Source organism: Chryseobacterium ginsenosidimutans, assembly GCF_039536845.1.
GTDB classification, from domain to species: Bacteria; Bacteroidota; Bacteroidia; order Flavobacteriales; family Weeksellaceae; genus Chryseobacterium; species Chryseobacterium ginsenosidimutans_B.
In genome coordinates, this window is the sequence record NZ_BAAAZJ010000003.1 from 93,886 (window position 1) to 109,950 (window position 16,065).

Below are 16,065 nucleotides of genomic sequence, written 5' to 3' on the forward strand. Positions count from 1 at the left end.
TTTGGCGCGTAAATTTATTTGAAGTATGAAGAAACTTATTACTCTTTTAATGTGTAGTGTAGTTGGAGGTACTGCCTTTGCACAGTGGTCTCCATCAATACAAAAGAGAAGTTCTCAAAATGAGATTTCTCTCGAGCAAAATTATTACAAGCTAGATATCAATCAAATTAGAGGTCAGCTGAGAGGTGCTCAGGAAATGGGTCCTAACGCAAAACCAATCGAAATTTCTCTGCCTACTTTAAGAGGGAAAATTGAAAAATTTGCTGTATATAGTTTTCCAGTAATGTCTAAGGATCTTGCAGATCAATATCAGCTAGGATCTTACGTAGGTGTGGGAATTGATGATCCTTCAAAATATCTAAGGTTTTCTCTTGCACCAAATGATTTCCAGTCTATGGTAATTAATAAGGGGCAATATGAATTTATTGAACCTACAAAAGGTGATAAAACTGTTTATTGGGTTCATCCTAAAAGCAATAAGAATGAAAACGGATTTGTATGTTCTACAGAAGAAGGTCCGACAGCTAAACAACAGATCGATCAGATGCTAAAAGCAGGCCAGTCTTTTACTAATCAGCCGACAAACTTCTCTAAAAATTCTGATAAAAAATACAGAACATTAAGATTGGTAATGTCTACTACGGGTGAATATACTCAGTTTTTTGGAGGTGTTGCGGGTGCTTTAGCTCAGGTTAATGCAACAATAACTAGGGTAAACGGTGTTTTTGAAAAGGATTTTGGAGTCCATTTAAATTTATTAAGTTATCCTGGACTTATTTACGCTGATCCAGCAACAGATCCTTATGATGCGGTTACAAATGCAGCTCAGCCACCATCAACATGGAATACTTCTCTTCGTGATGTTTTGGCTACCAATGTGGGACAAGCTAATTATGATATAGGTCACTTGTTCGGAGCTTCCGGAGGTGGGGGTAACGCGGGATGTATTGGTTGTGTTTGTATGAGTCCTATAGGTACTGGTTATGACTCTGTTGTGGGTTATGGTAAAGGATCTGGTATTACTTCTCCGGCTACAGGTAGTGTAAACCCTACGGCAGCAAATCCTCCATCAGGAGATAATTTCGATATTGATTATGTTGCTCATGAAATGGGACATCAGTTAGGAGCAAATCATACATTTGCACATACAATGCAAGGAAGTCCTGTACAAATGGAGCCGGGATCGGGTTCAACAATTATGGGATACGCAGGTATTACAGGGGCAACTACAGATGTTCAGCCTCATTCAGATCCTTATTTCTTTAAAGGAAGTATTGATCAGGTTCAAACTAATTTAATTGCTAAAACGTGTGATGTAGAAACTTCCACTACTAATAATCCTCCGGTAATTGCTGATCTGCCAACATATAATATACCTAAAGGAACTGCTTTTGTATTAACTGCTGCTGTTACAGATCCTGAAAATGATCCTATGACATATACATGGGAAGAAGTAGACAATACAAGTGTTGTTATCAATAAAACTAATCTAGGTACAACTACAAGTGGTGCTACATTTAGATCTGTAAATCCAGGTACAAGTCCAACTCGTTATTTCCCTAAATTAGAATCTGTAATTAATGGATATTTAGATAATAGCAATAATACTTGGGAGGCTGTTTCTCAAGTTGCTAGAACTACAAATTTTGCTATTACTGCAAGAGATAATAATACATTCGGCAATCAGCAGCAAACAAGTTCTAAGACACAACAGATTATTGTAGGAAACGACGGTCCATTTAGAGTATCAAATACTTCTGCATATTTATATTCTAATGTTAGTAATACTTTAACTTGGGATGTTGCAAATACTGCAACAGGAGTGTATAATTCTCCAAATGTTAAGATAGATTATTCTGTAGATAATGGGGTAAACTGGACGACTCTACTAGCAAGTACGGCTAATGACGGTTCAGAGACTATTAGCGTTCCTGCATCATTGAACGGACAGTTTGTTGCAGTGAGAATATCTTCAATAGGAAATGTATTCTATGCAATTAAAAAAATGATGGTAACTACACAAGCTGCTTGTGGAGCTGCAGTAACAGGGGTAAATGTTACGGCTATAACTTCGGGAGCGGCAACTGTAAACTGGGCGCCTGTTACTGGAGCAACATCATATTTAATTCAGTATAAAAAAACAACTGACGCTTCATGGCAGCAAACAACGTCTACAACTACCAATGTGAATTTATCTGGCCTTATAGCTAATTCGGCTTATCAGGTACAGGTAGCTTCAGTTTGTGGTACACAAGGACCATTTTCGGCTAGTGTTACTTTTACTACGGCAGCGGTTACTTACTGTACGCTTTCAGCTACTAATTCTCCACAATTTGAATATATTTCTAATGTGAAAATTACTAACAATGTTACAAACGCAGTTGTATTGAATAATTCTAGCGGTCCTTCTACCTATACAGATTATACAATAAGTACAGCTCTTCAGCCAAACTTAGTTTTAAATACATCATATGCATTCTCAATGACTATTACGGATGCTGATTATGATACGGCATTGGTATTCATTGATTATAATAACAATGGAACTTTTGAATCTACAGAAAGAGTATATAATTATCCTGTAGCGCTTCCAACCGGTCCTATCTCTGGAAACTTTACTGTTCCGGCTACAGCTGTAGCCAATCAGCCGTTAAGAATGAGAGTTGTTCTTTATTATGCTGGTGCTGCTAATGCTGGTCTTTCTTTAGGTTCAACATTTGCAGGTTGTGGTACTTATGGATACGGGGAAGTAGAAGATTACAATGTTTTAATTACATCAACACCATTAGCAACAAGTGATGTAGCAGGTCCTAAAAATGATATTCAAGTTTATCCAAACCCAGTATCAGATATCTTAAACATTACTAAAGTTTCTGATAAATCGACTTACAAAATTTATAGTGCAGTTGGTCAGTTGGTAAAACAAGGAAATATTTCTAACGGACAGATTAATGTTTCTGAGCTAATTAAAGGCGGATATGTGATTACAATTGAAGATAAAGGAAGAGAACCATTCACTTCTAAATTTATCAAGAAATAAAGAAATAATTAAAAATATTTTTAATATTAAGAAATCCTCAGGTTAACCTGAGGATTTTTTTTGTATTTATTTAGATGTAAAGAAATGTTATCGGAAATTTTTTTAGGCAATAGAAAAAGATGTATTTACTTCTGAAATAATTAAAAACAGTAAAAAAACACTTTAAATAATAGAGCGCCCATATATTATTTGTTATTTTTTTATTCTAACTGCTTAATTTGAATTGTTGTGAAATTTGTATGTAAAAATTAAATATATTTATAAATTAATAACAAAAAATCGTTAGATTTGTATAATTAATATAATATATTGAGAAAGTTATGAAGAAAAATTTTACTTCTTTCTTTTTCCTCTTTCTGTTTGCGATAACCAGTGCACAATGGAGTCCGACAACATTCAGAGGAGAAAAATCCAGAGCAAATTCCGATATTAGGAATTATTACTCTCTAGACATTTCTCTACTAAAGTCTCAATTGGCAAAAGCACAAGAGACGGGAAAAAATGCAAAACCCGTCACGATTTCTTTGCCAACTTTAGAAGGGAAAATTGAAAAATTTGCCGTTTACAGCTTCCCTGTGGTAGTGAAGGAACTGGCAAATGAGTATCAATTAGGATCTTATGTAGGTGTAGGGGTCGACGATCCCGGCAAATATCTGAGATTTAGTTTGGCACCAGATGATTTTCAGTCGATGATCATCAAAGATGGTGTATACGAATTCATAGAACCTGCCGACAAGAACAAAACTGTTTATGGAGTGCACCCAAAAACTGATAAAAGTAATGAAGGCTTTCTATGCTCTATGAACGAAGATAGACTATCTAAACAAGAGATAGCAAATCTTTACACAACAGGAAAGGCGTTCGCTAATCAAACAACCAATTTTGCGAAATCTTCTGACAAGAAATACAGAACGATGAGATTGGCAATGTCTGTAACAGGAGAATACACTCAATATTTTGGGGGAACTGTTGCAAATGCTTTGGTAGCAATCAATGCTTCATTAACAAGAGTAAATGGTGTATTTGAAAAAGATTTTGCACTACACCTAAATTTACAAAACTATCCAGGGGTAATTTACACAAACCCTGCTACTGACCCTTATTCGGCTGCAGCGGCTGGTGTTGCCGGAGCCTGGAATACAGAATTACAGAGTACTTTGACTGCCAATGTAGGAAATGCTAATTACGACATTGGTCACTTATTTGGTGCCAGTGGAGGTGGTGGTAATGCCGGCTGTATTGGTTGTGTATGTGTAGATCCTACTACCGGTGTGCCAAAAGGTAAAGGTTCAGGATTTACTTCTCCTGCAGATGGTATTCCTCAAGGAGATAATTTTGATATAGATTATGTTGCCCACGAAATTGGTCACCAATTAGGAGGTAACCACACATTCTCTCACGCTCTTGAAGGCTCAGGAATGAACGTTGAACCTGGGTCTGGTTCAACTATTATGGGTTATGCAGGTATCACAGGTGCAAATACTGATATTCAGGCGCACTCTGATCCTTATTTTCATGCAGTAACTATTACTCAGGTACAAAATAATCTTACGAGTAAAACATGTGATGTTGAAACTACAATTACAAACAATCCTCCAGTAATTGCTGCTTTACCTACTTATAATATTCCTAAAGGAACGGCATTTGTTTTAACAGCTTCCGCAACAGATGCTGAGAATGATCCGATGACTTATTGTTGGGAAGAAGTAGACAACGCAAGTGTTACAATTAATAAAAATAATTTAGGAACAACTTCAACTGGTGCTACGTTCAGATCATTCAATCCGACGACAAGCCCAACAAGATATTTCCCTAAATTAGCCTCTGTGTTGGCTGGAGTTTTAAATAATTCGAATAATGGTTGGGAATCTGTTTCTACCCTTGCAAGAACTACAAATTTCAGAGTAACAGTTAGAGACAATAATCCGGTAGCAACTCAACAACAAACTCAATTTGCAAATCAGCAGATTATTGTTGGGAATGACGGTCCTTTCAAAGTGACTACTACTACGGCTTATAATAATGGTCCTACCAATGTAACCTGGGATGTTGTAAATACTACAGCTGCTCCTTATAGTGTTGCAAATGTAAAAATTGACTATACAATTGATAACGGTGTAACCTGGACAGTAGCTTCTGCTTCTACAGCTAATGATGGAACTGAAGCGTTAAACTTAACTGGTCTTACAGTTGGGGGTACTGTGAAAATCAGAGTAAGCTCAATTGGAAACGTATTCTATGCGATTGGCAGTGCTACAATAACTTCTTTGACGGCGTGTACAGGTGCTGCTCCAACAGGTATTGTTGTTTCAGCGATTACACAAAGTACGGCAACAGTTACTTGGACGGCTACTGCTAACTCAACTTATGTGGTTCAGTATCGTCCGTTAGGAAGTACGACTTGGATTACTGTTCCTGCAACAGCAAATACGATAAACCTTACAGGTTTAAATGACGGTATTCAATATGAAGTACAGGTATCTACAGTTTGTTCAGGTGTTCAGGGACCTTTCTCTGCTTCTACGAACTTTACCACTTTAGGTCTTACTTACTGTACAATGACGTCTAGTAATTTTGCTTCAGAATATATTTCTAATGTTACCGTAACTCCCGTAGGTGCTCCGGTAATGAGTAATAATTCTGTAGGTTCCACTTATACTGATTATTCTGCTACACCAAGTGCTTTAGTAAACTTGGTAATCGGATCTACAGGAAATACAGTTTCTGTTACCAAATTCTTCCCTAGTACAATCTGGAGTGAAGCAGTTGGTGTTTGGATTGACTTTAACAGAAACGGAGTATTTGAAGCAACAGAGCAGGTGATGAATTCGCCATCTAGTACGACAACTCCTGTTTCAGCTACTTTCAATGTTCCTGCAACTGCGTATAACGGTCCTGCGACGACAAGAATGAGAGTTGCAATGCAATATTTCTCTTCTCCTGTAATGTGTACAAGTTTTGGTGACGGAGAAGTTGAGGATTATGCTGTAAAGTTAATTCAGCCGATTCCTTGTACAAGTAATGCTCCATTAAACCTTTCTGTTACAAATATTACAGCAACTTCTGCATATGTAATGTGGGATCCTGCTGTAGGTGCTACATATATATTACAGTACAGACCTCTAGGTTCTCCAACTTGGACTACAGTTCCTTTAACAACCAGTGCTTATACTATTACTGGTTTAACAGAACAGAGTCAGTATGAAGTTCAGGTAGCTTATGTTTGTTCTGGTACAACGGGTACGTTTACTGCTCCTTATCAGTTTACTACTCCTGCAGTTACTTATTGTAATATCACTTCTACTAATAATACGAACGGTTATATTTCTAATGTAACGATTGCTCCTACGAATTCTTATGTGATGAGCAATGATACGGGAGCGAATACTTATACTAACTATTCTGCTGATCCTGCGAAATTAGTTACATTGGTTCGTAACTCTACAAATAACAGTATTTCTGTTGCTAAATCTTGGTTAACAACCACTACATCTTCATTAGCTGTTGGTGCTTGGATAGATTTTAACAGAAATGGTATTTTTGAAACAACTGAAAGAGTAATAAATACTACAGCGAGTACAACAACACCTATCGCTGCTACGTTTACGGTTCCTGCGACTTCTTACAATGGTCCGTTAACGCTTAGAATGAGAGTAATTTTCTCTACAACTACAATTAGTGACCCTTGTGCAACAGTTGCTAACGGTGAAATTGAAGATTATGCGGTTAAGATTATTGATCTTGCGCCTTGTACAACAGCTCCACCATCTCCGATTGTTGTTGCTAACGTTACTGCTTCTACAGCTTTGGTTTCCTGGATCAATGCTACAGGTGCTACTTATACATTAAGATATAGAACAGGGACAGGTGCTTGGACAACTATTGTTGCAGCAACCAACCCTTATACTATTATTAACCTAAATGCTTCTACTACATATGAAGTGCAGGTAGCAACTATTTGTGGTGGTACTACAGGTGCTTGGTCTAGCTCAGTAAACTTTACAACTCTTGCGAGTACTTATTGTACACCAACTACTACTAGTGTTAGTAATGGTTATATTAATAATATTACTGTAACAGGTACTAACACACCAATGATGTCTAACAACTCAGGTCCTAGTACTTATACAGATTACTCTAATGATGTTACAAAAATTATCACATTAGCTCGTAACTCTACAGGTAATATACTTTCAGTAGGTAGAACAATCTTGTCTAGTACATATTCTACTTATGCTTGGCTTGATCTTAATGGAGATGGAGTATTTGATAATAATCCAATTGGTACTGGAGCCGGTGAAAGAATCATGGCATTAGGATATTCTTCTACTACGCCTGTTACTGCTACTTTTGCTATTCCGGCTAGTGCTTATTCTGGAACGAATAAAGTGAAAATGCGTGTAATTGTGTATTTCTTGACGCCTACCAATGCATGTTCACCGCTTACAAGTGACGGAGAAGTTGAGGATTATCAAGTGAAATTTGTAGATATTCAGCCTTGTACTACGGCAGCTCCTACAGGTATCACAATGACGAACATTGCTGCTACTACAGCTACAGTGTCTTGGATCTCTTCTACAGGTGCTACTTATTTAGTAAGATGGAGAACAACTAGCCCAGTTGGAGCTTGGATTACTTCTCCTGTAGTTGCTGGTAACACTTACAACATTACGGGTCTTACAGAACAAACTGCATATGAAGTACAGGTTGCTACAATTTGTGGTGGAACTCAAGGACCATGGTCTACGTCTACGCTATTTACAACTACACCGATTACTTATTGTAGTATGACAGGTACCGGAACAACTGATTTCATTTCAAATGTTACAATGACTTCAGTGAATCCAGGTATTCCTCCGATGAGTAATACATCAGTTCAAACGAATTATATTAGTTATACAACTCCGGCTACACTTATTAACTTAGAAATTGGTTCTAATAATAATAAGCTTTCTGTATCTAAAGGTTGGTCTACAGGTACGCAGAGTGATGCTGTATCTGCCTGGATAGACTTTAACAGAAACGGTGTATTCGAAACTACAGAGCAAATTATGACTTCTGCAGCAAGTACAACGACTCCTGTTACGGCGTTGTTTAATGTACCTGCAACAGCATATAACGGACCTTTAACAACTACAATGAGAGTTGTTCTTAAGCGTACAAGTGCTCCTGTAATGTGTCAGAATGCAGTAAATGGGGAAGTTGAAGACTATGCGGTGAAATTAAGGCCTTGTTCTACAACCGTGCCGACAAACTTAGCATTCAACACGATTACTCATAATTCTGCTAATGTTACTTGGACTGTACCTGCAGGTGGTCTTACATTTATTGTCAGATATAGAGTTTCCGGTACTAGTACATGGACAGATGTTGTTGCTTCAACATTAACTGGAAATCCACCATTGGCTTTAACAGGTTTAACTCCTGCAACAACTTACGATGTGCAAATCGCAGCAAGTTGTGGCACTACTTCTGGAACATTTACACCTATTCAGACATTCACGACGAGATGTGATCCTACACCTCCGACAGTTACAATTGGTACTGTTACTACAAACTCTGCAGTGGTAACTTGGGCTCCGGTTGTACCAAGTGCAACATATGTATTGAGATATAGAGTAGTAGGAACTGCAACTTGGATTACAGTAAATATTACAGCAGCTCCTCTAAATACTTATACACTTACAACCTTAACTCCATATACTACATATGAAGTACAGGTTGCAAATATTTGTAATGGTGAGACTACGGTAAACCCTTGGTCTAATCCTAAAGTATTTACTACGGAAAGAACTTGTGAATTACCTCCTCCGGGATTAACAATCACAAATCTTACTCCGACTACTGCTGTAGTTGTTTGGGATCCGTTCCCGGGAGCAACTTATATCTTGAGATATAGAAAAGTAGGTATTCCGAGCTGGACATCAATTCCTGTTTCTACAAATACTTATACATTAACAAATTTAACAGAGTTGACACAGTATGAAATGCAGGTAGCAAATGTATGTAGCGGTACACCGGGAACATATACACTACCGTATTTCTTCACAACATCTACTGTCGTTTATTGTCAGATGGGATCTACAACTGCAACTACAGAGTATATTTCAAAAGTTACCGTTACTCCAAATGGTAAACCTGAAATGACGAACCCATCATTGGCTTCAAACTATACAGATTATACTGGTGTTACTAATAAGTTTATCGAATTGGTTCAGGGTTCTGCGAACAATAAGATCACTATTGATAAAAAACTTACGGGTAACGCTCAGGCAGGAGTTGCTGTTTGGATCGATTTCAACAGAAATGGATATTTTGATATCAATGAAAGAATCCTTGCTGCTCCTTCAAATGCAGATGCTACTGCCAGCGGAACATTTACTGTACCTGCAGATGCGTTCATCAGCTTAACAGACTACAAATATGTAGTAATGAGAGTTGCAATGGCGAAAGATGCTATCCCGGTAAGTTGTACAAGTTTCCCTAATGGAGAGGTTGAAGATTATACTGTGAGAATATCTAAGACAATTGTTCCTAACCCACTTAACCAAACGGATATTTTAATCTATCCTAACCCGGTTAGTACAGTATTGTATGTGAAAAATATTAGCAAAAAAGCTAATTATAAGATCTACAATTCGGCAGGACAATTAACGTCAAGCGGAATCATCTTAAATAACAAGATTGATGTACACGCATTGATAAATGGTGTTTATGTAATAGACATTCAGGATGGAGATGCAATTTCTGTTCAGAAGAAATTTATCAAAGAATAATATAACATTTAATCATTAATCCACTAATAGGCTCTCAGAAATGGGAGCCTATTTTTCTTTTTAATATGATAAAAAATAAAGATTAATGAAATGAAAGTTGAGATTTAAGGCAAAAAAAACTCGTTAGAAGTCAATCCAACGAGCTTAATTTTATTCGATATCGAAGATTATTTTTTCAGTTTGTTCCCTTAGATCTTCTAAATTTGTATTGTTGTGGATGATGCAGTCTGCAAGTTTTATCTTGTCTTTTTCAGGCATCTGCTTTTCCATGATAGCTTCTACTTCCCGGTAGGTTTTGCCATCCCGATCCATCACTCTTTTAGCTCTGATATTATCTTCGGCGGTCACCAAAATAGATTTGTAACATTGCTTATTTAATTTTAACTCAAATAACAATGCTGTCTCTTTAAAAATTAAATACTTGGTTTGTTTTTTTGTCCAATCTTCAAAATCAATTCGAACAGCAGGGTGAATAATCTCATTTAATTCGTGAAGTAAATCTTTATTGTTAAAAACCTTTTCAGCGACATATTTTCTGTCGTAAAGACCGTTTTTATCGTAAGCTTCTTCTCCTAAAAGTTCTTTGATTTTTACCTTCAAATCATCGCTGTCATTCACAATATCTTTTGCTCTGTCATCCGAATAATAAACCGGAAATCCGCAATCTTCAATGAATTTAGCAACCGTAGTTTTTCCGGAACCTATTCCGCCTGTTAAACCAATGATTTTTGGTGTTGATAATGGGTCAGGTTCTGCTTTCTGGGTTTCTGGGTGTAATTCTTCCATACCTAAAAATTAATATCCAAAAACATCATTAAAACTGAAAGTCTCATCAAGTCTTACGCCTTTTTCGGTCATTTTAAGACTTGCTAATTCATTGTGTGCATCATGTTCAAAGAACAACAGATATTCATTATCCACACATTGTTTCAGGAATTTCCCTTTTTCTTCTACTGTTAAAAGGGGTCTCGTATCATATCCCATCACGTAAACCGGATTGATGTGTCCGGAAGTAGGAATCAGATCGGCTGCAAAAACAATCGTTTTATCCTGATATTGAAGCACCGGAAGCATTTGTTTTTCTGTATGACCGTCAACGAAGATTACATCCATTTTCAAGTCCGGGGCAAAACCATAATTTCCGTTTTTAGGAAGAGGTAAAAAGTTCAATTGCCCACTTTCCTGGATCGGAAAAATATTCTCTTTTAAGAAACTTGCTTTTTCTCTTGGGTTGGGTTCTGTTGCCCATTGCCAATGATTCTCATTTGTCCAGAATTGTGCATTTTTGAAAGCGGGTCTGTAGCCTGTTCTTTCATCATTCCATTCGATGGCACCACCACAATGGTCGAAATGAAGGTGAGTAAGAAAAACATCTGTGATATCCTCTCTTACAAAACCATATTTTTTTAGGTTTTTGTCTAAATTATCGTCTCCCCAAAGAGAATAATGACCGAAGAATTTGTCGTCTTGCTTATTTCCAAGGCCGCAATCAATCAGTATTAATTTTTTTCCGTCTTCCACAAGAAGGGAACGTGTTCCCAGTTCGATTAAGTTTTTTTCGTCTGCAGGATTGGTTTTTTCCCACAAACTCTTTGGGACGACTCCAAACATGGCGCCGCCATCCAGTTTAAATTTCCCACATTGTATTGGATATAATTTCATATAATATTAAGTTTTATAACGTATTATTTATTTAATAGTTTCATTTTCTCAGCAATTTTCTTTCCGTTTTCATCTCCATTTTCAAGATTTGAAATGATATTTTGGAAGTCGTGTTCTTTTCTGTTTTGAGAAAGTTTTTGTTTAATGAAAATCTCAGTCGGAATAATTTTTAATCCAAAAGCTCCTTTCATTTCTTTCTCTACAAATTCTTTTCCCATATCTTTCACCATCATCGGACATTGCTGAAATTTTTCGTATTTGGAAGTTAATTTATCTAAATGACTGTACAGTTCTTCCGAATTCATCAACTCAACTTTCCCATAGATCTGGACAGCTTCATAATTCCAGGTTGAAACATTGATGTGATCGTACCAACTGCTCGAAATATAAGTATGCGCTCCCAAAAAATCGCAAAGAACTTCATCTCCGTTTTTCAAAGTTTTCGCTTGCGGATTTGCTCTCGAAATATGAGTTTCAATATAAACATTTTCTGTATCATCTTCATTCAGCAGCATCATTGAATGGGTGGCTCTGATTTTATCAACTGAAGAAATTAATAAAGCAAAAGAATTTTCTCTGATGATTTCTTTCATCAAATGGTAATCTTCACTTTTATATAATTTGGGAATAAACATAATTTAAAATAATTCTCCCGGATTTCTAGGTATTGCAATATTCAAATGTTTGTAGGCTTTATCAGTAACTTCTCTGCCTCTTGGAGTTCTGATAATAAATCCTTCCTGAATCAAAAACGGCTCATAAACTTCCTCCAATGTCTCAGGATTTTCTGCAATAGATGTTGCCAAAGCTGAAATTCCGACAGGCTTTCCTTTGAAATTTTCAATCATTACCCGCATGATTTTGTTATCCATTTCATCTAATCCGAATTCATCAACATTCAAAGAATTTAAAGCATATTTTGTAATGTTAATTTCAATTTCTCCATTACCTTTTATCTCAGCAAAATCCCGGACTCTTCTCAAAAGGGCATTGGCAATTCTGGGAGTTCCGCGGCTTCTTCTTGCAATTTCAATCGCTGCATCTTCATAAATTTTTACGCCTAAAACCCTTGCACTTCGGATAATAATCATTGATAAAAGCTCAATCGTATAATATTCCAGTCTGCTTTGGATTCCAAATCTTGCCAACATCGGTTTTGTCAGCATTCCGCTTCTTGTCGTTGCTCCAACCAGTGTAAAAGGATTTAAACCAATCTGAACACTTCTTGCATTCGGACCGGTTTCCAGCATAATATCAATTTTATAATCTTCCATTGCGGAATACAGATATTCTTCCACAACAGGCGACAAACGGTGAATTTCATCGATGAAAAGCACGTCGTTTTCTTCCAGATTGGTTAATAAGCCAGCTAAACTTCCGGGTTTATCCAAAACAGGACCGGATGTAATTTTGCAGTTTACACCCAATTCATTCGCAATGATATTCGCCAAAGTTGTCTTACCTAAACCTGGAGGGCCGTGCAGCAAAACATGGTCAAGCGCTCCACCACGTTTCTTGGCAGCAGTCACGAAAACTTCAAGATTTTCTAAAGTTTTTCTCTGTCCTGCAAAATCTTTAAAGCTCTGGGGACGAATCTTTTCTTCCTGTATGAGCTCTTCACGGGAATAATTGTCTTTGTCTGGATGTAAAAAATCAGGCATTAATTCAATTTCATTTACTGTAAAGATAGAAAAATTGAGGTTAAGATTGAGGTTGAGGATGAGATTAATTTCAGGTCTAGGATAAGATTAAGGCTAAGGTTAAAAGTGAAGCTTTTAATGATTTAATAGATTGAGATATTTTAAGTATTTTTGAGAGGAAAAATTAGTAATAACAAATTGATAAAAGATTTCACTGAAATGCCTGTTTGGCAAAAAGCAATGGATATTGCTGAGAAATGTTTCCATATGTCTGAAAGCCTACCCAAAAAGGAAGATTATGCACTTACCTCACAATTAAGAAGAGCTGCACAAAGTATTTCTGCTAATATTGCTGAAGGTTTTGGAAGACGAACTGCAAAAGATAAAAGTAGATTCTATGATATTTCCAGAGGTTCTGCTTTTGAAACAAAAAGTCATTTGTTATACGGAAATAGAATAAAATATTTTTCGGAAGGAGATTGTTCAGAAATAATAAAGTTGATAGGAGAAGTTATACATGATTTGAATAAAATCACCAATCGTCTCAATAATACCATTCAACCTTAATCTAAACCTTAGCCTTAATCTAAATCTTAAATTCATGAAATTAATTGGTCCTTTCAAACAAGTCATAACACTTGCCAATCTTCCGTTAAGAGGAAAACTTTCTGACGAACAACTTGAAATTATTGTTGATGGTGGAATTTTAGTTAATAACGATAAAATCCAGAAAGTAGGAAACTTTGAAACATTAAAATCTGAAAATCAAAATATAGAAATTGAAACGATTGAAGAAGAGCAAATCGTTCTGCCTGCTTTCGTAGATTCTCATACGCATATTTGTTTTGGGGGAAACCGCGCCAATGATTTTGCAATGCGAAATGCTGGCAAAACGTATCTCGAAATTGCTGAAAGTGGAGGGGGAATCTGGAGTTCTGTTCAGCATACAAGAAATGCTTCGGAAGAGGAATTATTAAAAACGTTACTGGAAAGAATTGATTTTTTAATTTCTCTAGGAATAACAACGATTGAAGTAAAAAGCGGTTATGGTTTGGATGTAGAAAACGAACTGAAAATGCTTCAGATTATCAGGAAAGCACAGGAAAAGACAAAAGCAACTTTGGTTCCGACTTGTCTGTCTGCGCATTTGAAGCCAAGAGATTTTGAGGGAAATAATAGAGAATATTTACAATATATTTTGACTGAAATTTTACCAAAAGTAAAAGAAGAAAACTTAGCAAAACGTGTTGATATCTTTATTGAAAAATCAGCATTTCAGCCTGAAGAAAGTAAAGAGTTCTTACTTAAAACTAAAGATTTAGGTTTTGATATTACTGTTCATGCAGACCAGTTCACGCCGGGAAGTTCAAGAATTGCAGTGGAAGTCGGTGCAAAATCTGCGGATCATTTGGAAGCAACAATTGATGAAGATATTGAGTTTTTAGCACAATCAGATACAGTGGCGACAGCTTTACCGGGTGCAAGTTTAGGATTAGGTGAAAAATTTACTCCGGCAAGAAAATTATTGGATGCAGGAGCAATTGTAGCCATTGCAAGCGACTGGAATCCCGGTTCTGCACCGATGGGAAATTTGATTACACAAGCTTCCATTTTAGCAACTTTTGAAAAACTGACAACCGCAGAAGTTTTAGCTGGAATGACTTTCCGTTCGGCTTTTGCATTGGATTTGGAAGACAGGGGGAAATTAGAAGAAGGTTTGAAGGCAGATTTTGTAACTTTTAAAACAAATAATTTCCAGAATGTTCTTTATAATCAAGGAAGTTTGAAGACTGAGAATGTTTATATTGATGGAAATAAAATTTAAAATAAATTATGCGTAAACAAATTATACATTATCGTTTCTAGAATTTTTTTAATATTTCAGCATAAACTACACACAAAATAAAATTAATGATGAATAATATTTGGCAAGGAAGATTAGATGGTGAAGAGCTTCTTTATCACAGGATGTTTCAAAGAGTAAGAGAAGAGAATAATTACGATGCGATTTCAACTAATGATTTCGTTTTACACGGATTTGCCGTGGATGAAGGTGTTCGAAGAAATAAAGGAAGGAAGGGTGCAAAAGATGCTCCGGATATTATCAGGAAAAATATGTCGAATTTTCCCGTGATTCTGCCTGATTTTTCATTACTTGATTTTGGAAATATTACCTGTGATGACGGAAATTTGGAGAACACTCAAAATAATCTTGCCAAAAATGTTTCAAAAGTTTTATTGAAAGGTGGAAAGTCAATGGTTTTAGGTGGCGGACATGAAGTTACCTATGCTCATTATTTAGGGGTAAAAACTGCTTTTCCTGAACAGAAAATAGGGATCATCAATATTGACGCCCATTTTGATAACAGGCAGCCTGAAAATGGAGTAGGAGCGACTTCCGGAACCGGATTTTGGCAGATTGCTCAGGAAGATCAAATTAATTCTTTACATATCGGAATTCAAAGAAATTCTAATACGCTGAAATTATTTGATACCGCTCATCAATATGGAATGAAATATATTCTTGCAGACGAGCTTTTTTTTGAAAATCTAGCTTCAATTTATCAACGGATCGATGAATTGCTGGAGAATGTAGATTATGCCTATTTAACGATTTGCATGGATGTTTTTAATGCTTCAATTGCTCCGGGAGTTTCGGCTTCGGCTTACAACGGGATTTTTGCGGATGCAACATTTATGCATTTTTACAGACATATTTTAAAAAATGAAAAATTATTAGCCTTAGATGTGGCAGAAGTTAATCCAAGCTACGATATTGAGGACAGGACGGCGAGATTGGCGGCATGTCTTATGAATGAATGGTTTATGATTTAAACCGAAAAATTATATTTTTTTCATAGAGAAAATCATTATTTTATTTCATATAAAGGAACTAATTTTGTAGCTCTAAAAATGCTTTATATAAAGCATTAATAAATTCAATTTT

The 16,065-nt window shown here is 36.3% G+C and carries 9 protein-coding genes; 5 read left to right on the forward strand and 4 right to left on the reverse strand.

The genetic code is table 11. The features are described from left to right. The first annotated feature begins 25 nt into the window (after positions 1-25). Both ABD745_RS00570 and ABD745_RS00575 read left to right on the forward strand, forming a co-directional pair. The gene (locus ABD745_RS00570; RefSeq protein ID WP_344823598.1) at positions 26-3,040 is read left to right on the forward strand and encodes a reprolysin-like metallopeptidase; all 3,015 of its coding nucleotides are present in this window, start codon (positions 26-28) and stop codon (positions 3,038-3,040) included. 320 nt (positions 3,041-3,360) lie between these two features. Further along, a complete protein-coding gene (locus ABD745_RS00575; RefSeq protein WP_344823601.1) occupies positions 3,361-9,816 on the forward strand; it encodes a GEVED domain-containing protein in 6,456 nt (2,151 codons plus the stop codon). 150 nt (positions 9,817-9,966) lie between these two features. On the opposite strand, the gene coaE is transcribed toward ABD745_RS00575, so the two are convergent. From coaE to ruvB, 4 genes are read right to left on the reverse strand one after another with little or no spacing between them, the layout of a single operon-like run. Continuing rightward, positions 9,967-10,602 carry a dephospho-CoA kinase gene (gene coaE / locus ABD745_RS00580; protein ID WP_344823604.1) on the reverse strand — a complete coding sequence of 212 codons (636 nt, stop codon included), beginning with the start codon at positions 10,600-10,602 and terminating at the stop codon, positions 9,967-9,969. A gap of 9 nt (positions 10,603-10,611) precedes the next feature. Next, complete coding sequence (locus tag ABD745_RS00585; RefSeq protein WP_344823608.1) at positions 10,612-11,478, reverse strand: MBL fold metallo-hydrolase; 867 nt, start codon at positions 11,476-11,478, stop codon at positions 10,612-10,614. Positions 11,479-11,501: 23 nt separating this feature from the next. Continuing rightward, the gene (locus ABD745_RS00590) at positions 11,502-12,113 is read right to left on the reverse strand and encodes an FMN-binding negative transcriptional regulator (RefSeq protein WP_344823611.1); all 612 of its coding nucleotides are present in this window, start codon (positions 12,111-12,113) and stop codon (positions 11,502-11,504) included. A gap of 3 nt (positions 12,114-12,116) precedes the next feature. Then, positions 12,117-13,139, reverse strand: coding sequence for a Holliday junction branch migration DNA helicase RuvB (gene ruvB, locus ABD745_RS00595; RefSeq protein WP_344823614.1), 1,023 nt, complete (start codon positions 13,137-13,139; stop codon positions 12,117-12,119). Positions 13,140-13,316: 177 nt separating this feature from the next. Here ruvB and ABD745_RS00600 point away from each other — a divergent pair, with 177 nt between their 5' ends. From ABD745_RS00600 to hutG, 3 genes are all read left to right on the forward strand, one after another. Continuing rightward, entirely contained in the window at positions 13,317-13,685 is a 369-nt protein-coding gene (locus ABD745_RS00600) for a four helix bundle protein (protein WP_344823617.1), read from the forward strand. A 34-nt stretch (positions 13,686-13,719) separates the two neighbouring features. Next, complete coding sequence (gene hutI, locus ABD745_RS00605) at positions 13,720-14,943, forward strand: imidazolonepropionase (RefSeq protein ID WP_344823620.1); 1,224 nt, start codon at positions 13,720-13,722, stop codon at positions 14,941-14,943. Positions 14,944-15,032: 89 nt separating this feature from the next. After that, on the forward strand, positions 15,033-15,953 hold the full coding sequence (hutG, locus tag ABD745_RS00610; RefSeq protein WP_344827167.1) for a formimidoylglutamase: 921 nt from the start codon (positions 15,033-15,035) through the stop codon (positions 15,951-15,953). Positions 15,954-16,065: the final 112 nt, after the last annotated feature.